General features: G+C 59.6%; 20 protein-coding genes and 1 pseudogene. 12 read left to right on the top strand and 9 right to left on the bottom strand.

Annotation, left to right across the window (positions count from 1 at the left end; all coding sequences use genetic code 11):
* Positions 1 to 109 precede the first annotated feature (109 nt).
* Positions 110 to 892 carry a YqcI/YcgG family protein gene (locus BLR16_RS22195; RefSeq protein WP_003434618.1) on the top strand — a complete coding sequence of 261 codons (783 nt, stop codon included), beginning with the start codon at positions 110 to 112 and terminating at the stop codon, positions 890 to 892.
* A 6-nt stretch (positions 893 to 898) separates the two neighbouring features.
* Positions 899 to 1,540: a LysE family translocator gene (locus BLR16_RS22190; RefSeq protein WP_074808855.1), complete on the top strand. Its 642-nt coding sequence runs from the start codon at positions 899 to 901 to the stop codon at positions 1,538 to 1,540.
* Between the two features lie 13 nt (positions 1,541 to 1,553).
* Here the strand turns inward: BLR16_RS22190 and BLR16_RS22185 are convergent, their stop codons facing one another.
* On the bottom strand, positions 1,554 to 2,930 hold the full coding sequence (locus BLR16_RS22185) for an L-serine ammonia-lyase (RefSeq protein ID WP_003369966.1): 1,377 nt from the start codon (positions 2,928 to 2,930) through the stop codon (positions 1,554 to 1,556).
* A 129-nt stretch (positions 2,931 to 3,059) separates the two neighbouring features.
* On the opposite strand from BLR16_RS22185, the gene BLR16_RS22180 reads away from it, so the two are divergent.
* On the top strand, positions 3,060 to 3,971 hold the full coding sequence (locus BLR16_RS22180; protein ID WP_003314779.1) for a LysR substrate-binding domain-containing protein: 912 nt from the start codon (positions 3,060 to 3,062) through the stop codon (positions 3,969 to 3,971).
* 25 nt (positions 3,972 to 3,996) lie between these two features.
* On the opposite strand, the gene BLR16_RS22175 is transcribed toward BLR16_RS22180, so the two are convergent.
* The 4 genes from BLR16_RS22175 to BLR16_RS22155 all read right to left on the bottom strand — a co-directional run bounded on the left by BLR16_RS22175 (position 3,997) and on the right by BLR16_RS22155 (position 8,725).
* The gene (locus tag BLR16_RS22175) at positions 3,997 to 5,325 is read right to left on the bottom strand and encodes a DUF3100 domain-containing protein (RefSeq protein WP_074808852.1); all 1,329 of its coding nucleotides are present in this window, start codon (positions 5,323 to 5,325) and stop codon (positions 3,997 to 3,999) included.
* A 60-nt stretch (positions 5,326 to 5,385) separates the two neighbouring features.
* A complete protein-coding gene (locus BLR16_RS22170) occupies positions 5,386 to 5,691 on the bottom strand; it encodes a hypothetical protein (protein ID WP_129484940.1) in 306 nt (101 codons plus the stop codon).
* A gap of 371 nt (positions 5,692 to 6,062) precedes the next feature.
* Complete coding sequence (locus BLR16_RS22160) at positions 6,063 to 7,454, bottom strand: 2-oxoadipate dioxygenase/decarboxylase HglS (RefSeq protein ID WP_054080898.1); 1,392 nt, start codon at positions 7,452 to 7,454, stop codon at positions 6,063 to 6,065.
* A 23-nt stretch (positions 7,455 to 7,477) separates the two neighbouring features.
* Positions 7,478 to 8,725 (bottom strand): 2-aminoadipate transaminase, encoded by a 1,248-nt coding sequence (locus BLR16_RS22155; RefSeq protein ID WP_074808850.1) that lies wholly within the window; start codon positions 8,723 to 8,725, stop codon positions 7,478 to 7,480.
* Positions 8,726 to 8,978: 253 nt separating this feature from the next.
* Between BLR16_RS22155 and BLR16_RS22150 the strand changes: the two genes are divergently transcribed.
* Both BLR16_RS22150 and BLR16_RS22145 read left to right on the top strand, forming a co-directional pair.
* Complete coding sequence (locus tag BLR16_RS22150) at positions 8,979 to 10,469, top strand: L-piperidine-6-carboxylate dehydrogenase (protein ID WP_003434633.1); 1,491 nt, start codon at positions 8,979 to 8,981, stop codon at positions 10,467 to 10,469.
* Positions 10,470 to 10,511: 42 nt separating this feature from the next.
* On the top strand, positions 10,512 to 11,798 hold the full coding sequence (locus tag BLR16_RS22145) for an L-pipecolate oxidase (RefSeq protein WP_003434635.1): 1,287 nt from the start codon (positions 10,512 to 10,514) through the stop codon (positions 11,796 to 11,798).
* A gap of 12 nt (positions 11,799 to 11,810) precedes the next feature.
* Here the strand turns inward: BLR16_RS22145 and BLR16_RS22140 are convergent, their stop codons facing one another.
* Positions 11,811 to 13,184: a sensor histidine kinase gene (locus BLR16_RS22140; protein ID WP_060708048.1), complete on the bottom strand. Its 1,374-nt coding sequence runs from the start codon at positions 13,182 to 13,184 to the stop codon at positions 11,811 to 11,813.
* Entirely contained in the window at positions 13,181 to 13,843 is a 663-nt protein-coding gene (locus BLR16_RS22135; RefSeq protein ID WP_003349281.1) for a response regulator, read from the bottom strand. The genes BLR16_RS22140 and BLR16_RS22135 overlap by 4 nt, the downstream gene beginning before the upstream one ends.
* Before the next feature lie 166 nt (positions 13,844 to 14,009).
* Here BLR16_RS22135 and BLR16_RS22130 point away from each other — a divergent pair, with 166 nt between their 5' ends.
* The 7 genes from BLR16_RS22130 to BLR16_RS22100 all read left to right on the top strand — a co-directional run bounded on the left by BLR16_RS22130 (position 14,010) and on the right by BLR16_RS22100 (position 22,016).
* Positions 14,010 to 14,273, top strand: coding sequence for a PepSY domain-containing protein (locus BLR16_RS22130; RefSeq protein WP_003349279.1), 264 nt, complete (start codon positions 14,010 to 14,012; stop codon positions 14,271 to 14,273).
* Positions 14,273 to 14,818 (top strand): cytochrome b/b6 domain-containing protein, encoded by a 546-nt coding sequence (locus BLR16_RS22125; RefSeq protein ID WP_003369989.1) that lies wholly within the window; start codon positions 14,273 to 14,275, stop codon positions 14,816 to 14,818. The genes BLR16_RS22130 and BLR16_RS22125 overlap by 1 nt, the downstream gene beginning before the upstream one ends.
* Before the next feature lie 38 nt (positions 14,819 to 14,856).
* A complete protein-coding gene (locus tag BLR16_RS22120) occupies positions 14,857 to 16,155 on the top strand; it encodes a sialidase family protein (protein ID WP_058397073.1) in 1,299 nt (432 codons plus the stop codon).
* A complete protein-coding gene (locus tag BLR16_RS22115; protein WP_072364894.1) occupies positions 16,152 to 16,772 on the top strand; it encodes a hypothetical protein in 621 nt (206 codons plus the stop codon). The genes BLR16_RS22120 and BLR16_RS22115 overlap by 4 nt, the downstream gene beginning before the upstream one ends.
* A 10-nt stretch (positions 16,773 to 16,782) precedes the next feature.
* Positions 16,783 to 18,816 carry an LTA synthase family protein gene (locus BLR16_RS22110; RefSeq protein ID WP_074808845.1) on the top strand — a complete coding sequence of 678 codons (2,034 nt, stop codon included), beginning with the start codon at positions 16,783 to 16,785 and terminating at the stop codon, positions 18,814 to 18,816.
* A gap of 351 nt (positions 18,817 to 19,167) precedes the next feature.
* Entirely contained in the window at positions 19,168 to 19,782 is a 615-nt protein-coding gene (locus BLR16_RS22105; protein WP_003369999.1) for a biliverdin-producing heme oxygenase, read from the top strand.
* The gene (locus BLR16_RS22100) at positions 19,779 to 22,016 is read left to right on the top strand and encodes an ATP-binding protein (RefSeq protein WP_074808842.1); all 2,238 of its coding nucleotides are present in this window, start codon (positions 19,779 to 19,781) and stop codon (positions 22,014 to 22,016) included. Before BLR16_RS22105 ends, BLR16_RS22100 begins: the two co-directional genes overlap by 4 nt.
* Before the next feature lie 47 nt (positions 22,017 to 22,063).
* Here the strand turns inward: BLR16_RS22100 and BLR16_RS22095 are convergent, their stop codons facing one another.
* Positions 22,064 to 22,663, bottom strand: a complete 600-nt coding sequence (locus tag BLR16_RS22095) for a permease (RefSeq protein WP_161437942.1) — start codon at positions 22,661 to 22,663, stop codon at positions 22,064 to 22,066.
* Between the two features lie 157 nt (positions 22,664 to 22,820).
* Positions 22,821 to 24,092: pseudogene (locus BLR16_RS22090) on the bottom strand (hypothetical protein); the annotation flags it as partial.

Below are 24,092 nucleotides of genomic sequence, written 5' to 3'. Positions count from 1 at the left end.
TTTTCCATTTTTCCGCGCACGCGTCTCCGGTCAGAATCGCCGGCTCGTCCACTGTCGTAAAAATCAAACAATAAGGCGGTGTTCTTATCTGCTGCGTGCGTGAGGGAATATGCTGCCCAAGTCCGAAAAGCTGTTGCGCCAATCTGTTGTAAGACATTTGCTGGAAAGTGACACCGCCCTGGAAATGGGCTGGCGGGTTCAGGCTTACAGGCAGTTCGAGCAGGTGCTGAGTGACAAGGGCTTCCCTTGTCTGTTTGGACGCCGTGCCAACAAGTCCGGAAGTTGTCTGCTGCTGTTCATCCCCTGTGAGAATGAGCAACAAGCGCTACGTGACGGCATGGAAGCGTACGTGAAGTTCGTTAATGACACACCACTTGAAGATCGCCTGTTCAACCCGTTGATTGTCATTTTCGAGAAAACCGATTTCAACAGCCTGGCCGAAGAACAGGCCTATGCCTGGGCCACCCTGCAACATTTACATGAAGGTGACCGATCACCCTGGCCGGCCAACGCCTGCACAGACCCTGAAGTGTTCGAGTGGACCTATCACTTCGCCGGACTGCCGATGTTCATCAACATGAGCTTTCCCCGTCACAGCGCGATGAAAAGCCGTTCGCTGGGTGGGCACATTGTGTTTGTGGTCAACCCTCGGGAGAACTTTGACGAGGTGGCAAGCGCCGAGACGGAAAGTGGTCGCAAGGTCAGGGAAAAGATTCGCCAGCGAATCGCCGATTACAACAACGGCGTGGTACCCGACACGCTGGGTTTTTTCGGCGACCGTAGCAGCCTGGAATGGAAGCAATATCAACTGTATGAAGAAGGCGGGCTTTCACTGTCCCGTTGTCCTCTGCACATCAAAGTCGACAAGACTGACCATTTGAACGAGCGTTGAGTACCCATGGATATATCGTTGCTGCTGATCTACATGTTCAGCGTGTTCATGCTGATCATCACCCCTGGTCCGGTGGTGGCACTGATCGTCAACACCAGCCTGGCGTGCGGGCCGAAACGCGCGATGTTGACGGCGCTGGGCACCAACTGGGCGTCACTGGTGCTGGTGTTGGTCGCGGCATTGATTCTGACGGGAACACTGTCGGTGAGCGTAAGCATGCTCAACTGGATCAGCCTGGTGGGCTGTTTCTTCATCGCTTACCTGTCGGTGCAGGCGCTGGAACAGGCGTTGCGTTACGCCCCGTCGCGGCCTGAAACAGCGCCAGCGCCGATGCCTGCGCATAGCAGGCACAGCGGGCTGGTGACCGGTTTTCTGGTCGGAATTTCCAATCCGAAGGACATCATCTTCTTCGTCTCGTTTTTCCCGCAGTTCATTCACGTCACCGAATCGTTCAAGGGCAGCATCGCCTTGTTGTCGTTGCTGTGGATCATCATTGATCTGTCTATCCTGTTCGCCTATATCTTCCTGATGCGCCAGAAACTGGCCTTGAAGTACAAGCGCAAGATCGAAGTCGCCTCCAGCGTGACCTTGCTGCTGATCGCGCTGGGCGGGATCTTCTATTCGGGCTCGACACTGTTGAATCAGTAAACGCCTGCGCCCATCAGCACTCGATCAGGTTGACCGCCAGGCCGCCGCGTGAGGTTTCCTTGTATTTGTCGTGCATGTCGGCGCCGGTGTCGCGCATGGTGCGGATGGCGTGGTCCAGCGAGATGTGATGCTCGCCGTCGCCGCGCAGGGCCATCTGGGCGGCATTGATGGCCTTCACGGCAGCAATCGCGTTGCGCTCGATGCAGGGGATCTGCACCAGCCCGCCGACAGGATCGCAGGTCAGCCCCAGATTATGCTCCAGGCCAATCTCGGCAGCGTTCTCCACCTGCTCGGGCGTTGCGCCGAGGATCTCTGCCAGACCGGCGGCGGCCATCGCGCAGGCCGATCCTACCTCACCCTGACAACCGACTTCGGCACCGGAAATCGAGGCGTTTTTCTTGCACAGAATGCCGACCGCAGCGGCGCTCAGGAAAAAGCGCACCACGTCATCGTCATTGGCCGTGGGTTTGAATTTCATGAAGTAGTGCAGCACGGCGGGTACGATGCCAGCCGCGCCGTTGGTGGGCGCCGTCACCATGCGCCCGCCTGCGGCGTTTTCTTCGTTGACCGCGAGGGCGAAAAGGTTGACCCATTCCATGGCGCTCAGCGTCGAGCCGATCACGTTGGGGTTATCGAGGTTCTGCAGGTTCTGATGCAGGCGGTAGGCACGCCGCCGCACGTTCAGGCCACCGGGCAGGATGCCGGTTTCCACCAGGCCCTTGTCGACGCAGGCGCGCATCGCGGCCCAGATCACCATGATCTTCTCGCGGATTTCTTCCTCGCTGCGCCAGACCTTCTCGTTGGCCATCATCAGTTCGGAAATGCTCATGCCGTGGGTCTTGCACAGCTTGAGCAACTGCGCGCCGCTGAAAAAATCATAGGGCAGGACGGTTGTGTCGTTGTCCAGCACGCCGCTGGCGGCCTGTTCGGCGTCGATCACAAAACCGCCGCCCACCGAATAGTAGGTCTGCTCGTAAAGTTCGCCGTTCTTGCCGTAGGCACACAGGGTCATGCCGTTGGGGTGGTAGGGGAGGCTTTCATCGAGCAGGCACATGTCCCGCTCCCAGACGAAGGTGATGGCCTGTTCGCCCGCCAGCATCAGCTGGTTATCGGCACGCAGTGCGTCGATGCGCTGGTTGACCTGGCTAGGGTCGATCTGATCCGGCCACTCACCCATCAGGCCCATGACTGTTGCGCGATCGCTGCCGTGACCGATGCCCGTGGCCGACAGAGAACCGTACAATCGCACCTCGATCCGTTCTACGCTGTGCAACCGGTTGTGGTTGCGCAGCTCGGTCACGAACAGCGCACCGGCGCGCATTGGCCCTACGGTGTGGGAACTGGACGGCCCGATGCCGATTTTGAACATGTCGAAGACGCTGATAGCCATCACGAAGGTCCTTCAGGTGAGATGATGCACGGGAATTTGGTATTCCCCTTTTTCTGTTACTCATCTTTGGCTTCGGCTGTCGAAACGACAAACGATTGTTGCTATGCAACGCTTTAGCGGAACTCTTCAATGAGCAGAATCTTCAACGCACAGATGCACGCCTGGCTACAGGTGTTCGCCTGCGCGGCCCGTCACCTGTCCTTCACCCGCTGCGCGGAAGAATTGCACGTCACCCCCGGCGCGATCAGTCAGCAGATGCGCCAGCTCGAGGAGCGCCTGGGCTTTGCGCTGTTTCACCGGGTCGGGCGCGGGCTTGAGCTGACCGCGGAAGGTCAGCGTCTGGCGGTGGTCGCCAACGAAGTGCAGAGCCGTATCAGCGAAGAACTGCGCCTGCTGTATTCCGGGCGTATCGGCGGGGTGTTCAAGCTGCGCTGCATTCCATCATTCCTGAGCAAATGGCTGATGCCGCGCCTGCCACGCTTGCAGGCAGCGTTTCCGGACATCCAGTTGCGGATCATTGCCGAGGACAGCAGCGGGTCGTTGCGTGATGACGATTTCGATCTGGCCATCGACCTGAACGACGGCAGCTATCCGGGGTTGTCGACTACGCCCTTGCTGGAGGAGGAGCTGTTTGCGGTCTGCTCGCCTGACCTGCTGGTGGGCAAGCCGCCGCTGGATACGCCGAGTCAGCTGGTGCACTTCCCGTTGCTGCACGACATCACCGCCTGGCGCGGCAGCTATGAATATGCGGAGTGGGAGTTCTACCTGACGGCCATCGGTGCCGATGGCATCGATGTGCGTCGCGGCCACACGTTCAATCGTAATCATCTGACCATCGACGCCGCGCGTATGGGGATGGGCGTGGCCATTGCGCGCAAGGCGCTGATCACCGATGAGCTGGAGCAGGGCTTGCTGATCGTGCCGTTCGGCCATCCGATCAAGGCCAGAAAGAAATACGTGCTGGCCTATCGCGAAGGGGCGCTCAGCACCCCGTCACGTCGCGCAGTTCATGACTGGCTGGTGAACGAGGCGCTGGGCTGATTCGATCCGGATCATTCGGTGCGAATCAATGAAACAGCTCGGCGATCAATACCGCGCCAATGAACGTACCGAAGTTGGCCAGGAACGACACCAGCACAATCCGCCAGCCCAGGCGGCGGAAGGCCGGGAGGTCCTTGGCAATCGACAGGCCGGCGAAGGTCAGCATCGGGGTAATGACCGCCAGCAGGTTGATCGAGCTGGTGATTCGCGCAATCTCGGCGGCCCAGGGGCAGGCCGGCGACGTCAGGAACATTGCTACCAGCGACACCATGCACACCGCGGGGATCTTGCGGCGAAGCAGGTTGCACAGCACCTCACCCGCGAAGGCGCAGAAAATCATGATGCCCATGCCGGTGAGGGCATCGGCTGACAGGGTCTTGTAGCCGACATAGTTGGCAATCAGCGCCAGTGCACCCGCCGCCAGCCAGGCACTGATCTTGCCCGACCAGCCCAGCTCCGGCACCTCCAGCGACACGTCGCTGTGGCGCAGACCTTCCTCGCTCATGGACGCCTTGGTGGTGCGGCCGATCAGCGGCTCGAGCACACGGTAGCCCCAGACCGCCAGTGGCAGGGAGATGAACAGGGTGAAGTAGGTGCCGACGGTGGTGGTGATCAGGTTCGAGGCTGCCGCCAGAGTCATGACTTCCTTGGCGACTTCCGGTGTCTGTTGCGCGGCAATCGCCCCGGCAGCGGCGGCCATCATGCTGCCCGAGCCGATGCCTGAGCCCATCGCCAGCGAGTTGGGATGGAAGATCCCCAGGCTGGCGATAAACCCGGCGACAATCGCAATGAACAGCGCGCCGAACAGGGTGCCCGTCAGGTATTCGGCCAATACACCGCGACCCTCCGGAGAGTCCATGCCATAGCGTTCGCCGATGATTGCCAGGCTTGGTTCACGGCCGACCGAGAAGGTCGCACCGATGGCTTCGCGCTTGATACCGAGCATCAACGCCACCGGCAGACCGAGCACCACGGTGCCGACGAAGTGGCCGAACTCCTGAAACATCAGCGCCCATCCGGAAGCGAACACCACCGGCAGCGAGCCGCCGACCACCAGGCCGAGCTTGGCGATGAAAATCAGCAGGGCAGGTTGCAGGATGGAGGCCGAGCGCAATTGCGTACCCTGGTCGATGCCAATGGTGCCTGGCATACGGCGACTGGCAAGGCCGATCATCGCGCCCAGCAGCAGCGCCCAGACCATCGGTAACAGCACCACTTTGCCGGGGCCCAGCGGGATACTGATGGCACCGATCATTTCGGCAATGATGAGGATAATGGCGGCCCAGACATACAGTTTCACCGTCGATGAAACGGCCTGATTGTCACCCGACACTGCAGCGTGTGAGTTTTGCATGATGATCCCCTTGCCTGCTGAATGGCCTTTTTCAGGCCTTATCAATCGTTATTCTGTTTTTCAGGTCGGCGCGGTGAAGCGCCAGGGCAGCGTTGAAAAGTCCATGAAGTCATGGAGACCGTTATCCGGCCAGGTATTTTTATGAGGTCTGAATGTGATCCAGACCCAGGCTGCTTCGAGCCTTTGCAAGGGGATCACCGGGTGCGCTATTTGAAGGGATGAGCCTTTGAATACGGCACTTTGCTGTCCACACGCAACCGCAGTATGCATAGCACGAGGTTGCACACCAATATTGCGAATTTTATTTATCGTTGCTTTAAACAGAACGCAGAACGCTAAGGGAATGTGACGCAGAGCGCTCATCATTATGCACAAGTCCGCTTTTGATTCTGGCCGAAGGCCGTAGGAGCGAACTCGTTCGCGAAGACGATGTTGGCTATCGTGCCGACGCTCCGCGTCGTCATGCCGTTCTGGACGCTCCGCGTCCTCTTGGCGACGCAGAGCGTCGAGACCTGCATTCCCACGCGGAGCGTGAGGAACGATAGTCTCAACTCCGTGCCGAAGCTCTGCGTCGATATGCACGGACAATCCGATTATCGTGCGACGCTCCGCGTCGTCATGCCGTTCCGGACGCTCCGCGTCCTCTTTGCGACGCAGAGCGTCGAGACCTGCATTCCCACGCGGAGCGTGAGGAACGATGATCTCAACTATCGTGCAGCCCCTGTCGCTCTCACTAATCAGTAGGCGGGACTGCTCAGTTCCAGCGCCCTGGCGCATTCCTCCAGTGAGCGCCGCTGGGTGTCGGCATACAGGTCCAGTTCGTTGAGCGTCCCGCGTCCCAGTGCCTGCTCGAAATCCTGCTGATTCGAATTCGTCGCGTAGTGCGCCTGTGCGTTATCGCCCAGGTTGGACTGGAAAATGCCCGCCGCACTGACCGGCAAAAAGTCTTCGTACACCAGTGGCTCGAAGCGCACGTGACCTGCTTCGACAAGCTGCTCCAGACTGCCGGATGCACGCTCGGCAATACCTGATTCGGTCGGGAAATAGCGGAAGTAGGCCAGGCCCTGCCTGCGCATTTCAGCGTGGCTGTCCGGAAACGCCTCGAACGTGTTTTCCAGCAGCTCGGCATAGCGCAGGGCATTCGCCTCATTGGGGAACTCACCCAGCGCGTCTCGGGCCTCGTTCAGCAGCCGGTCATACAGCTCGCGACCTTTGGGGGTCAGTGCAGCGCCACGCTGTTCGATCTCGCCGAAGCGTGCCGAGTGGCTACCCGACTGACTGCCACCCTGGCCCATGAAGGCAATCGGTTCTTCCAGCGCCTTGAAGCTGGTCTGGCGCAGCAGAATCGGGCACTGGCGACGTGGCGGCCCCTCGACCACCGCCTTCGGTGTGATGCCTTTGCCGGGCATACCGGCCTGAACCGCATCAATGTCCAGCGTGCGTGGCGTCAGGTGGTTGATGTGCGGACCTCGAAACGCCACCACATCGGCGATCAGGCGATGCTGAGTGTTCAGCTTCTGGTAGTCGTCCAGCGAAACGGTCGCCATGTTGTGCCAGCGAAAGGTTTCCAGCGCCTGCTGAATGAACTCGGCCGCATCGGTTTCGCTCAAGCCGCCGTCTGCTTCATGCTTGTCGATCAACGCCAGGGCGCCGGGCGTGAAGATACTGCGTTTGCCCAGCACCTGACCGGCGAACTCACGCAGGCTGTCGCTTTCGATCAGTTCCAGACGCAGCAACGAGGTGAACACGCGAAATGGACTGACCTGCAGCGCCTGCTCATGCACGGCGCGAAAGGCGGTGGAGTGAACCGGCACGCCGGCCGCGCTCAGGTCGTAGTAACCCACCGGCTGCATGCCCATGACCGCGAACAGGCGGGCGAGGGTGGCCAGTTCCTGTGCCGTGCCGACGCGGATTGCACCGTGCCGTTCCATATCCAGGCGCTGGATTTCACCGGTCTGGCGCAAACTGTCCAGCACGCTGCTGTCATGGTTCATGACCTGTTCGTTGACTTCACTCACCAGCGCCATCAGCGTGCCGTACAGCGGCACTTCGTGCTTGTACATCTGCGACATGGCGCGAGAAAAGCCCGCGCGGATCTGGTCCGGGTCGGCAAAGCGTGCTGTGCTCATCAGGGTGTTTTCTCCGTACGGGTTCAAGCCAGCGCTGCCAGGCAGCGCTCGAAAATATCCAGCCCTTCGTGCAGCACGTCGGGCTCGATGGTCAGCGGGATCAGCAGGCGGATGATGTGCCGCGACTTGCCGCTGGGCATCAGCAGCAGCCCGGCGTCCCTGGCCAAGCTCAGCAGCTCGGCGAGCTGTCGGGTGCAGGGCTCGCCCTCCGGCGTGATCAGTTCGATACCGCGCATGCAGCCGACACCGGTCAGCCTGCCCAGATACGGCGACAGTTTGCTCGTCCGCCAGGCTTCATAGCGTGAAACGATAGCGTGCTCCTGCTGCTCGCCCCAGCTGGACAGGTTGGCATCGGTCATCTGCGCCAGTGACGCGAGGCCCGCTGCGCAGCCGATCGGGTTACCGGAATACGTGCCGCCCAGGCCGCCCTTGGGCAGGTTGTCCAGCAACTGCCTGCGACCTACCACCGCGCCCAGCGGGATGCCGCCCGCAATGCTTTTGCCCAGCAGAATCAGATCCGGCTCGATGCCCAGACGACTGAACGCAAAACGCTGCCCGGTACGGCCGAAGCCGGACTGGATTTCATCGGCGATCAGCACGATGCCGTGTTTATCGCAGAACGCTCGCAGTGCCTGGGCAAAGTCCGGCTGCATGGCCAGAAAACCGCCTTCGCCCTGAACCGGTTCGAAGATGATGCAGCCCACGTCGTTGACGTCGATCTCGACGCTGAACAGCCGGTCCATGGCCTTGAGCGCCTGCTCGGTGGACACGCCGTTGTCCTTGCTGGGGAACGGAATGTGAAAGACCGGACCGGGCAGCACGCCGACTTTCTGTTTATAGGGCGCTACCTTGCCGTTGAGGTTCAGGGTCGCCAGCGTTCGGCCATGAAAGCCGCCGTCAAAGGCGATGACCGCCGTGCGGCCGGTGGCGCCGCGTACGATCTTCAGCGCATTTTCGGCCGCTTCCGCACCGCTGTTGGTGAGCATGCCGCTGAGGGGGTAACTGACCGGTACGAACTGCGTGAGCTGCTGCATGAAGCGGATATACGGGTCATGAGGCGTGGCGTTAAAGCAATAGTGGGTCAGCTTTGCCGCCTGATCCTGAATGGCCGTGACCACCTGCGGGTTGCAGTGCCCCAGATTGAGCACCCCGATGCCGCCGACAAAGTCGATATAGCGCTTGCCGGTGGTGTCCCAGACTTCGGCGTTGCGGCCGTGGGACAGCGTCATGTTGTGGACAAACGAAATGGATTCGCTGATGTGTTCGCTCATCGGCCTGGCCCTGACTCCGGGTGATCATGATGGCCTTATCCAAACAAACATCGGGCCGCGCTCGCAAACGAAATAAAATCACCGGGTCATTCCAATAATTCCCGATGTAAGGGCTTTTATGGCTATTAACGATCAGGAGTTCATTCCTAAAAGGAATCATGTTTTTCAAAAACGTCGTTTGTAGCCCGACCCTGAGTAGCTTGATACTGAGGTCATCGATGATTTCCACCGGGTTCATGACAGGAGAATCAACATGGTTGCCGAGTTATTAGCACGTCTGGGCGTAGCGAACAGTGCCCACACACAAGGGGACTATCCGGTTTACACCCCGATTGATGGCAGCCGGATTGCCTCGGTCACGCTTGAAGACAAGGCACAGGTCGTGGCGCGTATCGACAGCGCCCACAATGCGTTTCTAAAGTGGCGCACAGTACCGGCGCCACGGCGTGGCGAGCTGGTGCGGATCTTTGGTGAAGTGCTGCGTGAGCACAAGGCTGATCTGGGCGAACTGGTGTCGGTCGAGGCCGGCAAGATCACTCAGGAAGGTCTGGGTGAAGTGCAGGAAATGATCGACATCTGCGACTTTGCCGTCGGTCTGTCGCGTCAGTTGTACGGCCTGACCATCGCCTCCGAGCGTCCCGGTCATCACATGCGCGAAACCTGGCACCCGCTGGGTGTGGTCGGCGTGATCAGCGCGTTCAACTTTCCGGTTGCGGTCTGGGCCTGGAACACCACGCTGGCGCTGGTCTGCGGCAACCCGGTGATCTGGAAACCTTCGGAAAAGACTCCGCTGACGGCACTGGCCTGTCAGGCGCTGTTCGACAAGGCGCTGAAGATTTTCGGTGACGCGCCGGCAGCACTGGCGCAACTGGTGATCGGTGATCGTGACGCCGGTGAAGCGCTGGTCGACGACCCTCGCGTGCCACTGATCAGCGCCACCGGAAGCACCCGCATGGGCCGTGAAGTCGGGCCGCGTGTCGCCGCCCGTTTCGGGCGCAGCATTCTGGAGCTGGGCGGCAACAACGCGATGATTCTGGCCCCGAGCGCCGATCTGGACCTGGCCGTGCGCGGCATTCTGTTCAGTGCGGTAGGCACCGCCGGTCAGCGTTGCACCACGTTGCGCCGCCTGATTGTGCACCGCTCGATCAAGGACGAAGTGGTCGCCCGCGTCAAGGCAGCCTACGCCAAGGTGCGCGTCGGTGATCCGCGCGAAGGCAATCTGATCGGCCCGCTGATCGACCAGCAAGCGTTTTCGGCCATGCAGAACGCGCTGACCAAGGCCCGCGACGAAGGCGGCCAAGTGTTTGGTGGCGAGCGTCAGTTACAGGACAAATACCCGAACGGCTACTACGTCACGCCGGCCATTGCCGAAATGCCTGGCCAGAGCGAAGTCGTGCGTCACGAAACCTTCGCGCCGATTCTCTACGTGCTGGCTTACGACGACTTTGAAGAGGCCTTGCGCCTGAACAACGAAGTGCCGCAGGGCCTGTCGTCGTGCATTTTCACTACCGACCTGCGTGAGGCCGAGGCTTTCCAGAGTGCCGCGGGCAGCGATTGCGGTATTGCCAACGTCAATATCGGCACCAGCGGTGCGGAAATCGGCGGGGCATTTGGTGGCGAGAAGGAAACCGGTGGGGGGCGCGAATCCGGCTCCGATTCGTGGCGCGCCTACATGCGCCGGCAGACTAATACCGTCAACTACTCCCGCGAGTTGCCGCTGGCTCAGGGCATCGTTTTCGACTGATGTGAACCGGGCGCTTATTGCCGACATTGCTGGAGCTTTTCGATGGTGCAGTTTGCTGAAGGCTGTCTGTGGGAACAATTGACTCCGCAACGCCCGGTCAGCCCGGCCCTGAGCGGTGAGCGGAGCGCCGACGTGTGCATCATCGGCGCCGGGTTCACCGGTCTGTCGGCGGCGTTGCGCTTGCTGGAAGGCGGCAAGTCGGTGTGCGTGGTCGAAGCGCATCAGGTCGGGCATGGCGGTTCCGGACGCAACGTCGGTCTGGTGAATGCCGGGACCTGGGTGGCGCCTGATCAACTGGACAAGGTACTGGGCAGTGTCGAGGCCAGCCGATTGAATGGCGCGTTGGGCGCGGCGCCGGCACTAGTGTTCGCGACCATCGACAAGTACCGCATCGATTGTCAGGACACTCGCACCGGCAACCTGCACATGGCGCACAACGCCAAGGGTCTGGCTGATCTGCGCAGCCGTGCCGCACAGTGGCAACGGCGTGGTGCCAACGTTGAATTGCTGACCGGCAAACCCTGCGAAGACGCCTGTGGCACCGACAAGGTCAGCGGCGCCTTGCTCGATCATCGCGCAGGCACGGTGAACCCGATGGCTTATGTCTCGGGCATGGCGCTTAACGTGGTAGCGCAGGGTGGGCAAGTATTCGGTGATTCTCCTGTCAACGGCTTGCAACGCACCGCTGATGGCTGGAAGGTCTCTACTGCTGCGGGCAGTGTGCGCGCCGAGAAAGTAATCATCGCGTCCAATGCCTACACCGAGGGCGAGTGGACCGACATCAAGGATCACATCTTCGCTGGCTATTACTATCAGGTCGCTTCGCAGCCACTCAGCGGTGCCGAGCAGGCGCAGATTCTGCGCGGCGGGCAGGGTTCGTGGGACACGCGCACGGTGCTCAGCAATATTCGTCGCGACGCTCATGGGCGCCTGCTGCTGGGCAGCCTGGGTAACGCCGGCAATTATCCGCTGTGGTTCATTCGTCAGTGGGCGGATCGCGTCCAGCAGCATTACTTTCCGCAACTGGGCCGGGTCGAGTGGCAGAGCACCTGGACCGGGCGCATCGGCTTTACGCCGGACCACTTGCTGCGCCTCTTCGAGCCTGCGCCAGGCTTGCTGGCGGCGACCGGTTTCAATGGCCGGGGGGTGACCACCGGGACACTGGTGGGCAAATGCTTTGCCGATTACCTGCTGAGCAACGACGCGGCTGCGCTGCCGGTGAGCTTTTCAAGCGGTAAAAAAGTTTCGGGCAGTTCGCTGCGCAGCCTGGCCTACGACGCGGGTTTCACCCTGTATCACGCCGGGCAATGCCTGCGCGTGGTGCTTTGAGCCGAGCAGGGTTCAGCCCGTCCTGCTCTTGATGCGCAGCTCTGCACACAGTCCGCCCTGCGCCGAGTTGCGCAGGTGCAGGCTGCTTTCCAGTTTGCGCACGATCATGTCGACGATCGCCAGCCCCAGCCCCGCGCCATTGCTGTGGCCCTGGCTGTAGAAGCGTTCGAACAGGCGCGCCTTCTGCTGTTCGTCGATACCAGGCCCCGCGTCTTCGACCGACAGGTGCGCGCTGCCATCTTCCTGGGCGTGCAGGGCAACGCGAATCTCGCTGGCGGTCGGGGCGAAATTCAGCGCATTGGTCAGCAGGTTCTGCAGGGCAATGGTGATGGCTGCCGGGTCGCTGCGGATCACGCAATCCTCGCCTTCTTCAAATACCAGATCGACGCGCTTCTCCAGTGCCAGCGGCGTGAGTTCGGCCATTTCCTCGCGTACCAGCGTGTTCAGCTCGAAGGTCTGTAACTGACTGACTTCAAGGCGCGGTTCCAGGCGTGCCATAGTCAATAGCTGACTGGCCAGGCGGGCGGCGCGGTCGACGCCATGCACCAGGAAGTCCAGCGCTTCCAGGCGTTGCTCCGGGGTTTCGGCCTGGCGCGCGTTTTGCGCGTGGATACGCAGGATGGTCAGCGGCGTGCGCAGTTCGTGGGCCGCGTCAGCGATGAAACGTCGCTCGCGTTCCAGCACACTTTCGATCTGGGTCAGCAGGCGGTTGAGCGCGTACTGCATGGGCTCCAGTTCTTTGGGCAGGGGCGTTACATCAAGCGGTTCCAGGCTCTCGGCATCGCGCTTGCGGATAACTCTGGCCATTGATTGCAGCGGGCGCAGGCCCCAGCCTATGGCCAGCCAGATCGCGACCACCAGCAGCGGCACACCGATCAGCGCCGGCCACAGCGTGTGACTGACAATGCGCTGGATCAGGTCCTGGCGTACGTCATCGCGCTCACCCACCCAGATCAGAAAACCCTGCTGTGGATCGGCGAGGAGAAAGCCGCACCACTCGTGCCCGTTTTCGACTAAGTCGTGGGAGCCTTCGGTTGCGGGAGGTGCGCTGAGCAGCGGGGCTTCGGCCGAGCGCACCAGCAGCTCGCCCGAGGTACGCCAGACCTGAAAGGTCAGCCGGGTTTCGTAGGGGTGGGCCACGCCGCTGGTGCCAACCCGGCTCATGGCCTGATCGAACGCCTGATACAGCTTGTCGAGATCCTGCTCACCCGCTGCGCGTTGACGTAGCACACCCTGCAGCAGACGCGCGCTCTGGGCCAGTTGTGCATCGTAGACTTCTTCGATTTCGTGATGGCTGTCGCGCAGGGCGAGCAGGCTGATCGTCAGGTCGCCGAGCAGCAACAGCATCAGTACCGGGATCAGAATACGCGCGCGTACCGAGGTCATGCCTTGAGCTCCAGCAGGTAGCCGACACCGCGCACGGTGCGGATCAGCTCGGTGGACAGTTTCTTGCGCAGGTTGTGAATCAGCACCTCCAGCGTGTTGCTTTCGACCTTGTCCTGCCAGCCGTACAGGGTATTGGACAAGCGCTCGCGGGTGACCACCTTGCCGGGACGGATCATCAGTTGATGCAGCAGCTGGTATTCCATCGGCGTCATCGGTACTTCACTGCCCTGAAAACTGACCTGTTGCGACGCCGGGTCGAGGCTGATGCCGGCGTGTTCCAGCAGCGGTTGCGCACGGCCCTGGCTGCGCCTGAGCAGGGCGCGGACCCGGGCTTTCAGTTCATCGACGTCGAATGGCTTGATCAGGTAGTCGTCCGCGCCGGCATCCAGACCAGCAATACGGTCGGCAGTCCCGTCGCGTGCGGTCAGGATCAGTACCGGCAAGGTAAGTGCTTCGGCGCGCAACTGGCGCAGCAGGTCCAGGCCATCCATGCGCGGCAGTCCAAGATCGAGCAGCAACAGGTCGAATGGCTCGCTGCGCAGGGCGTGCAGCGCGCTCAGCCCGTCCTCCAGCCAGTCGAGGGTATAGCCCTCGGTATTCAGGGCCACGCGGATGCCTTGACCAATGGCTCGATCATCCTCGACGAGAAGCAGGCGCATAGGGCTTTGACCGGTGAGTGTGGGGAAGGGCGCCATGATGCCGTCAGCAGGCAGCAGCGCGAAGTGCCGTGTGTCCGGGAAGATGTTACGAGCTATTACGTATTAAGCTTTTCCTAAGATTCGTTTCGCACAGTAGGCGCTCCTTAACTGCTTGCGAGTATTTGTCATGCGTAAAGTCCTGCTGATTTCCTTGTGTCTGGCCAGCCCGCTGGCACTTGCCGGCCCGCAATGCACCACGGCTGACAAGTCCCAATGGCAGGATCAGGCCAAATTCCAGGAGCAACTCAAGGCTCAGGGTTACGAGATCAGCAAGTTCAAGGTGACTGACGGCAACTGCTACGAAATCTATGGTTTCGACAAGGACAAGCGCAAGGTCGAGATCTATCACGATCCGGTGACGGGTAAAGCGGTGAAGACCGAGACCAAGTAATGAGCCGTGTTTCCCTGCGCCTGTGGGACCCGCTGGTCAGGCTGTTTCATGTCTCGATCGCGGGTGTCTTCGTTGCCAATTATTTCTTCAATGAAGCAGGTGGCGACTGGCACATCTGGCTGGGCTATTACGCGGTTGCCTGGCTGGCGGTGCGCGTGGTGTGGGGATTCATCGGGCCGCGCAGCGCACGCTGGAGCGATTTCTGGCCACATCCGGCGCGCCTGCGTGCGCACATCCGCTCGCTGATCGACCGGCGGCCGATGCATCGGCTCGGCCATTCCCCGCTCGGCGCGTTGGTCATGGTACTCATGATGGTGCTGATCTTCGGCATGGGCCTGACCGGTTTTCTGATGGAAGAAGTCGATGCCCTGTGGGGCGCCGACTGGCCGCAGGACATCCACGAAATTCTCGCCAACACTTTGTGTGCCTTGGTGGTGCTGCACATGGCCGCCGCCATCTTCGAAAGCGTTCAGGTGCGTGACAACCTGCCCTTGTCGATGCTGACAGGCAAGCGACGCCCGTTGCCCGAAGATCGCCATCGCTGAAACCACACCTTTGTTCCTCTTTACAGTGATGCCTCCCGATGCGTGTTATTTCCCGAAACCTGGCTGCATGGAGCGCAGGCCTGATTGTTGTGGCGATTTTTCTCAGTGCGTGGCTCAGCCATCCACAGCACCGTATTGCGCCGTTCGCGCTCAGCCCCGCGCCGGTTGGCGCTGAAAGCGTGGCGCCCAAGGCGTCCTACATTTCGCGTTTCGCGTCTTCCGATCTCGACGACTTCGTGCATTCCTCAGCCGTGACGGCATTGCCCGGTGGCGACCTGATGTCGGTGTGGTTCGCCGGTTCTCGCGAGGGCGCGGGCGACGTTGAAATACGCACCTCGCGCTTCGACGCGGCCAGTGGTGAGTGGGGCGGCGAGCAGGTGCTGGCAACCCGTGATTCCACCCAGTCGGGCACTGGTAAATACATCCGCAAACTGGGCAATCCGGTGATCGCCCTGGCTCCGGACAATCGCCTGTGGCTGTTCTACGTTTCAGTCTCGGTCGGCGGCTGGGCGGGCAGTACGGTCAACGCCATGGTCTCCAGCGACATGGGCTCCAGCTGGTCGCCGCCGTGGCAACTGGTGACAACCCCGTTTCTGAACATCAGTACGCTGGTGCGCGGCGCGCCGGTGTTTCATGCCGACGGTTCGATCGGCCTGCCGGTCTATCATGAGTTTCTCGGCAAGTTTGCCGAATACCTGTACCTGAGCGCCGACGGTGAAGTGATCGACAAGTTTCGCATCAGCCGTGGCAACAATTCCCTGCAGCCCACCGTCGTGCCTTTGGACGGGCAGCGCGCCGTGGCCTTGTTGCGCTATGCCGGTGAGACGTTCCACCGGGTGCTGGCCAGCCGCACCGAAGACGGCGGGCAGAGCTGGAGCGAGCCGTATCCGTTGACCCCGAGCAACCCCAATTCTTCGCTGGCTGCGGTCGGTGTGCCAGGCAAGGGGCTGCTCGTGGCGCTCAACGACCTGCGCGAGGGGCGCTTTAAACTCAGTCTGTACGGTACTGACGAGGAGATGAACGTCTGGAGGCCACTGATGGATTTCGACAAGTCGCCCGATCCGCTGGGCACACCGTTTACCCTCGAAGCATACAAGGAGGTGATCGGCGAGGGCTTCCGCAGTTCCAGTGGCGCCCTGCGTCAACCGATGGAAGAGGCGTTTCTGAGCAATCTGGACCAGCGCGTCTGCTCGCCCCAGGGCTGCGACTTCGAATACGAATACCCGTACTTCATCCGCAGCCCGGACGGCCTGTATCACCTGGTCTACTCATGGAATAACACCTTCATCAAGCATGTCAGCTTCAACGAGGCCTGGCTGGCGGAGCAACTTTTATGATCGCGTTGGGATTGGCTCATCTGGCATTTGCCTGGACCCTGTTTGTGCTGTTGGCGCCCTTGACCGCATCGTTATGGTGGCGCTGCGGCCTGCTGGCTGCCGTCTCGCTAGTGAGTGTGATCTCGATCGACGGGCTGTCGATGGCGTCCTATGCCCGCAGCCTGACCGATGACCTGGCCATCAGCAGCCTGGTGCTGCTGGGCTGGCTGACCCTGCAGCGACTGGGTGTGCTCAGGCCGATGGCAGTGTCCAGGCGCGGGCTGATGCTGTTGGTGTTCGCTGCGCTGGCACTGACTTTGTACCCGGCCACGCTGGGCCTGACGTATTTCGATCCGTACCGCTGGGGCTACAACCCGCGGCCGATGATCATGGTTGTCGCTGTCATCGCGCTGGGGCTGGTCTTTATGCGCAATGCGCTGGCCGTCGTGATGCTCAGCGCAGCGACGCTGGCCTTCACTTTCCGCATCAAGCCATCGGAAAATTATTGGGATTACCTGATCGACCCGCTGCTTGGCCTTTACTGCTGTGGGGCCTTGCTGGTCCTGGCTGTCCGGTTTGTTTATCGCCGCACAATGGAGACGCGCCGTCCGGCGGCTCTGTCTGCCGGCAATGTCTAGAGGAATGACGATGAGTTGGTTGCAATCGCGACGCCTGCATTATTGGCTGGGCGCGGTCATGGTGGTGTTCCTGCTGTCGGCGTTGCTGAGGGGCGTGTTCTTCTACGGGTTTTCCGGTATCGAACCGGGCACGCTGTTCACGCATGGCGAGGTCGCAAAGACGCTCGGCATCGGTTTGCGCTTCGACCTGCGCCTGGCGCTGCTGATACTGCTGCCGGTCGCGGTGCTGCTCTGGATGCCAGGTTGTAACCTGATCAGCGTGCGTGCCCTGCGCTGCCTGGCGCGGGGCTATCTGATCGTGGCGCTGGCGATTCTGACAATGATTTACATCGTCGACTTCGGCCATTACGCCTATCTCGGGGTCAGGCTCAACGCCAGCGTGCTGCGCTATCTGGAGGATGCGCAGATTTCCCGGGACATGCTTTGGCAGACTTATCCAGTATTCTGGATCACTGCCGGCTGGCTGCTCACTGTCGCAGTGCTCGGCTGGGCATTGATCAGGCTTGAACGTGCCACCCTGGACCGTGAGGCCAGACCGATCAAACGCGGGTCCGTGGTCTGGGGTTCGGCGCTGATGGTCTGTGCAACCTTCCTCGGCCTGCTGGGCCGGGTCGAGAATCTCAATCTGGAAAACCCGGTACCGTTGCGCTGGAGCGATGCGTTCTTCTCAGGCAACAGCCAGGTGGCGGCACTGGGGCTCAACCCGGCGCTGTTCCTGTACGACACGCTCAAGGTCTCCCAGTCGAACTTCGACGAACCCGAGGTGCGCAAGCACTATGAGCGGGTCGCGCGTTATCTGGGCGTCCGGCAGCCAGATGTACAGGGATTGAGTTTCAAGCGTCACCAGACCGTGCAGCCCTACCGGCTGCCGGGCGAGCGGCCGCCGAATGTGATGTTCGTCATGCTCGAATCGCTGGGCACCAGTGCTGTCGGTGCCTACGGTAACCCGTTGAACCCGACGCCAAACCTGGACCATCTGGCCACCCAAAGCTGGTTCTTCAAGCACTTTTACGTACCGGTGACCGGCACTGCGAAAACGGTCTGGGCGAGCATCACCGGGGTTCCCGACGTGACACGGCAGGAGACCGCCACACGCCATCCGCTGCTCACACGGCAAAACACCATCATCAATGACTTCAAGGGGTACGAGAAGCTGTACATGATTGGTGGCAATTCCGGCTGGGCCAACATGAACGCCTTGATCCGTCGCAGTATCAACGACGTACGGCTGTACGACGAGCGCGACTGGAAGTCACCGCAGGTGGATGTCTGGGGGATTTCCGACCTGGATCTGTTCAAGGAGAGCGACCGGATCCTGCGTGCGTTGCCAGCCGACAAACCGTTCTTTGCCTATGTGCAGACTGCGGGCAATCACCGGCCGTTTACCATTCCGAAGGACAACGACGGTTTTCAGGTCAGCGACAAGACCGTGGAGCAGGTCCAGGCCGCCGGTTCGCGCAGCGTGGAGCAGTACAACGCCGTGCGCCTGCTGGATTTCAACATCGGACGGTTGATGGAACTGGCCAAGGCGGGCGGTTACTACGAAAACACCATCTTCGTGCTGTTTGGCGATCACAACACGCGCATCAGCCAGATCCCGCACATGGCGCCGGCGTTCGAGCAACTGGGCCTGGAGAGCAACAACGTTCCGCTGTTGATTCACGCCCCCGGCCTGCTGGGCACACGCGTTGTCGACGAAGCGGTCGGTCTCGCCGACCTGCTGCCGACACTGGCGGGGATGGCCGGAATGGACTTCACCAGCGGCACCATGGGGCGTGACATTCAGCAAGCGGCTCCGGAAGGTGAACGTGTGGTGCCGCTGGTACTGCGCGAAGGTACGTTCCCGCTGATCGGCGGTGTCACGCGCAACTACCTGCTGCAAATGGAGCACGACGGCAGTTCGCCAACGCTCCATGACCTGTCTTCACCCACGCCGCTGGACAACGTCGCCGAACAGAACCCGCAAGAGTTCGAACGGCTGCGCGACCTCACCCGCGGTCTGCATGAAACCTCGCGCATGATGCTGTATCAGAACGTGCGTTGACGAAGCGAACCGGCCTTTGTCAGCGTTGCTACGCAAGCCGCTGGTCGAGTCAGCGGCTTGCCTGAGGATGGCATATTTATTGGATGATGTTAAAGTGCTTGCGCCTGTGAACCGCGCACGCACGAAACGCATATAGGGCTCGGTTTTCGACTATCTTGGTTAGTTGAGCGCGTATTTTGCGGAAAGTTGTAAACCGTCGTCCTGTCACGCTGGCTTTTATCTTTATGGATTGCGGTATTTCATCGCAAACACATGAAAAAACTGTCAGATTTTGCTCTGAATCTGTATTTTGGCGGCCTGTTTTCGCTCGGATGCGTTTTTTGCCCATTGCACACTCAAGAGCCTTCCTGGATGCCGGCAAGTTTTTCATGTGTTAACCCGCCGAAACTGCTTGATGCACTGCGTGCTGAAACGAGGCAGTTGCACGTCAAGCTTGAAAAACGCATGCCGTTTTTTTCACCCGCTCTGGATCACGCTCTTTACCTCCGTCTGCTTCAGGCCTACTACGGTTTTTATGCACCGCTTGAAGCGATACTGCATGGCAGTGCCTTGATACCTGCGGAGCTTATTCCGGTCGAGAGGGTCAAAACTCCTGTGCTGGTCGAGGATCTGCGTGCGCTGGGGCTGTCCGATCACGACATCGGGCAATTGCCCCGCTGCGAACGGTTGCCCACTGTTGATTCTGCCGGTGCATGCCTGGGTGTGATGTATGTGCTGGAAGGGGCGACACTGGGCGGGCAGGTGTTGCGACGTGAGATAAACCGGCGTTTGGGCCTGGATGAGCAACGTGGAACGGCCTTTCTCGATGTGTACGGTGCCCTCACCGGACCTCGCTGGAAGGCGTTTCTGAATCATCTGGACGACGTGCCGCGAGAAGTTGTTCTTATTGATGCCGCCGCGTTTGCAGCGCACTCCACATTTGCATGTTTCGAGCACTGGCTCGAGGGTCAAGAGGTACTGCTATGAGCCAACTCGACAAAGACGCCTTTGAAGTCCTTCTGGCCAATTGTGCGGATGAGCCCATTCAGTTCCCTGGCGCCATTCAACCCCACGGCCTGCTGTTCACGTTGCAAGAGCCCGAGCTGACTATCCTGCAAGTCAGTGCCAACGTGCACACTGTGCTGGGCCATGTGCCCGAGCAGGTGCTCGGCAAGGGGCTGGACTGTGTGCTGGGCGCTGGCTGGGCCGAGGTGATTAAAAGCGCCAGCGCTCATGACTCGTTCATCGACGCGCAACGCCTGCTGATGTCGATCAACGGAATCGAGTTTGAAGCCTTGCTGCACCGCAGCCAGGGCGTTCTGATTCTGGAACTGGAGATTCAGGACAAGGATGCGCAAGCGATCGGTTATTCCGAGCGCACCGGCAACATGGGCCGCATGTTGCGCCAGTTGCATGCTGCGAGTGATCTGCAGACCCTGTATGAAGTCAGTGTCCGCGAGATCCAGAAAATGACCGGTTACGACCGGGTGCTGATCTACCGTTTCGAAGAGGAAGGCCATGGTCAGGTGATCGCTGAAGCGTCGTCGCCCTCCATGGAGCTTTTCAACGGACTGTTTTTCCCGGCATCGGACATTCCCGAGCAGGCGCGCGAACTGTATCGCCGCAACTGGCTGCGCATTATTCCCGATGCCGATTACATCCCGGTTCCCCTGGTGCCTCAACTGCGTCCGGACACTCAGGAGCAGCTTGATCTGAGTTTTTCGACGTTGCGCAGTGTTTCACCGATCCACTGCCAGTACATGAAGAACATGGGCGTGCTGTCATCCATGAGTGTTTCGCTGATTCAGGGCGGCAAGTTGTGGGGATTGATCAGTTGCGGCAACCGCACGCCGCTGTACGTGACTCACGAACTGCGCAGTGCCTGCCAGGCGATAGGTCAGGTGCTTTCCCTGCAGATCAGTGCCATGGAAGCGCTGGAAATAAGCCGTCAGCGAGAGGCGAAAGTCAGGGCGCTCGAGCAATTGAATCTGGCCATGGCCGAGTCCGAAGAAAACGTCTTTGACGGTCTGGCGCAGCAACCACAGTTATTGATGGATCTGGTAGGCGCGAGCGGCGTCGCCATCATCGAAGACCGGCAAACGCATTGTTTCGGCACCTGCCCGGAGCCTTCTGAGGTACGTGCACTGCATGCGTGGATGATTGCTGGTGGCGAACCAGTGTATGCCAGTCATCATCTATCCAGTGTCTATCCGCCTGCCGAGGCCTATCAGCCAATTGCCAGCGGCGTATTGGCGATGAGCCTGCCAAAGCCGGTCGACAACGGCGTTATCTGGTTTCGCCCCGAGGTCAAGGAAACGGTTCAGTGGAGCGGTAATCCGAAAAAACCACTGGATATGGAGAGCTCGGCAGGCGGCATGCGTCTTCGGCCGCGCACCTCGTTTGAGATCTGGAAAGTCGAGATGACCGGGATCGCTACGAAGTGGAGCTATGGCGATGTGTTCGCCGCCAATGACCTGCGCCGCTCCGCTCTGGAAAATGATCTCGCCCGCCAGGTGCGCAGGGAGCAGCAGGCCGTTCGCGCCCGCGACGAGCTGGTAGCGGTTGTGTCCCATGACTTGCGCAACCCGATGACGGTCATTTCCATGCTGTGCGGGATGATGCAGAAGTCGTTCAGCTCCGATGGGCCACACACCTCGCGACGTATTTCCACGGCAATCGATACCATGCAGCAAGCGGCCAGCCGCATGAATGTGTTGCTCGAAGACCTGCTCGACACCTCGAAAATCGAAGCGGGCCGTTACACCATTACGCCGCAGCCGCTGGAAGTCAGTCAGATATTCGAGGAGGCCTACACCTTGCTGGCCCCCCTGGCGATGGACAAGTCCATCGAGATCTCCTTCAACGCCGAGCCTGACCTCAAGGTCCAGGCCGACCCGGAGCGTCTCTTCCAGGTGCTGTCCAACCTGATCGGCAACGCCATCAAATTCACCCCGAAAATGGGCACAATCGGTGTGGCGGCAATGTCCAACGGCGCTGAAATCGTGTTCACCGTACGGGACTCCGGCGAGGGTATCCCTCCCGAGCAGTTGCCACACATCTTCGAGCGCTACTGGACCGTCAAGGAAGGCAACCCGACCGGCACCGGTCTGGGCCTGTACATCTCGCAAGGCATCATCAAGGCACACGGCGGTGAACTGGCTGCGCAAAGCCGGGTGGGCGAGGGCAGCGAGTTCCGCTTCACGGTGCCAATGGCAGTTTGATCGCTTTCTCAGGCTTGCAGTGTGTGTCGGCTCAAGCCTGAGTCGCGTCAGCCCTGATGCCAGTTAGTGGCTTTTTCGATGTATTCAGCGTTCGCCGGAAGTACCTTGCGCAGGAAAGCGAGGTACTTGTCCATCAACGCCTTGCTGGGAAAGCGCGCGGCGAAGCCGGTGGTGATATCGTCGCAATGGATGATGACCATCAGGCGTCTGTGATCGACCGTGACAAATTCATGCAGGTGCCAGGGGGCGGTTTGTCGATGGTGGACAGGGTTTTCCCAGTTCAGCAGTTTGATGGCGGCGATGAAGGCCATCGCTACCGGGCCGACCAGAAAGAGCAACGATCCGGTCAGGACGGCGACGAATCCGAATACCAACATGACGAAAATGGCGATGCCCTTGAAGAAGCTTGAGGCGAAGTCGGGGTAGTGGAGGTAATACTCGACCGTGGCGCCATCGGTTTTCAGGGTGTAGTTGAAGATGGTTTTTTGGCGGACCATCAAACCAACATAGTAAGCATAATTCGCGGCGATGACCGAAGTGAACACAGCCGCCCAGTGTGGCTCCTGAATAAATAAGTCCCACCATGCCCAAACATTGAACAAGAGCATCGCTACGTGACCCAGCCCCAAAAATAATTGCATTCGCATAATTTCTCTCGGAGGATGCGCCATTGCTTTGATTGACCAACTCAGGACGTCGTTGCCTATCAAGCGAGGTAAGCGTTTTAAAGGTGGCTCTGCGATGCATTCGCCTGCTCTGAAATCGGATTTTGAGTGCGGCAATTTTTGAGGTGTATTCATTTTTTTAATTCGCAATTTCAAGCATTAGAATACCTTCTCGGCTAGAAGGTTTCACTTCAAGTTCAGCTTCAGTCAGGTCAGCGAAAGATGTACTGCCTTTAGTGTCAAGTTCTAGCTGAAATGAATAGCCCGTATCGTTCTGGCCGGAATTTATCAGGTGCATTGGGTAATGTATTTGCAATTCCAGATAGCTGGCGTCCTTATCAAGCGGTACCCAAGTTTCCCAAATAACATCTTCGTTTTGAGGTGGCATCAGAGGGTAAGTAAAGTCTTCAGAAGCTTTGCCTACAGGCTTGTTTGTAAGCGTCCCGAACTGTTTGACGTTCCTGAATTGTCCTCGGTCCAGAAAATCTGATTGGACTGAGCGGTCTATTTTTTCTACAGGTAGCACTCCCCACGGTCGCTTGCTGCTAATGACGTTAACAGCTACAGATGACCCGCGCAGTGTACCCGGTAGACGAACCTGTATGCCGGCACCATTCTGTACAGCAACACTGATGTAATCACCTTTGCCAAGATATCGGTCTTCGTAATGTACCGTGCTTTTTACATAAATTTGTGGGCTTAGTTGTATTTGCAATAAGCTACGTATCTCATCATTTTGTCCTTGGGCGGTATTTGCATGTTGGTGCTCTGGGGTCCGTGACCAACAGCATTTACGTAGCCACCAGCCAACGCTATCTTGTTTGAAGTAATTTAACACCATTGTCGCGAAGAGGTAAATTGTGCCTGCTATGAGTAGTGCCAAACTGAACCACGGACTCATAACTACAGCAGTTAGCCTGCTAGCAGGCGATATACCTGTTAGCAATTGAGCTAACGAGGCTAGCCCCATTGCAGCTACAGCGAGCCCCTTTATTACAGTCGCGTTTTTCTCTGCCGAAGTTTTCAGCTTGCTCCGGTCGTTGCTGATGTCGATTGCCTCCAGCGCCGCGGCCGCTATCCCAAACGCCCCCATCGCCACCATCGAACCTCTAAACCCCCTTATCGCATCCCCCCAAACCGCATTACCTCGTGCTTTCCAGTAAGCCGCCGATTTATCGAGAATGCCTATGTTATAGCCGCCAATGACAAGTGGCTTCGCCGTACTGATAACCGCCCACGGCGCTTCAACAAACACCGCCATCAACAAGTTAAAGCTATACCCCAACCCATACGTCACCTTGCCAATATCCTTGGCACTGAAGTCTCCATCCCGAGTAAGGTCGCGATAAGTGAAGGCGGTGTTGATGAAGTTGAGCATGATCACGCTCCAGGTGATCGAGCCGGCAATCCC

It is taken from the genome of Pseudomonas sp. BS3767 (assembly GCF_900099665.1).
GTDB lineage: Bacteria > Pseudomonadota > Gammaproteobacteria > Pseudomonadales > Pseudomonadaceae > Aquipseudomonas > Aquipseudomonas cerasi.
The sequence above is the reverse complement of the archived record's forward strand: the minus strand, read 5'-3'. Positions and strand labels throughout refer to the sequence as shown.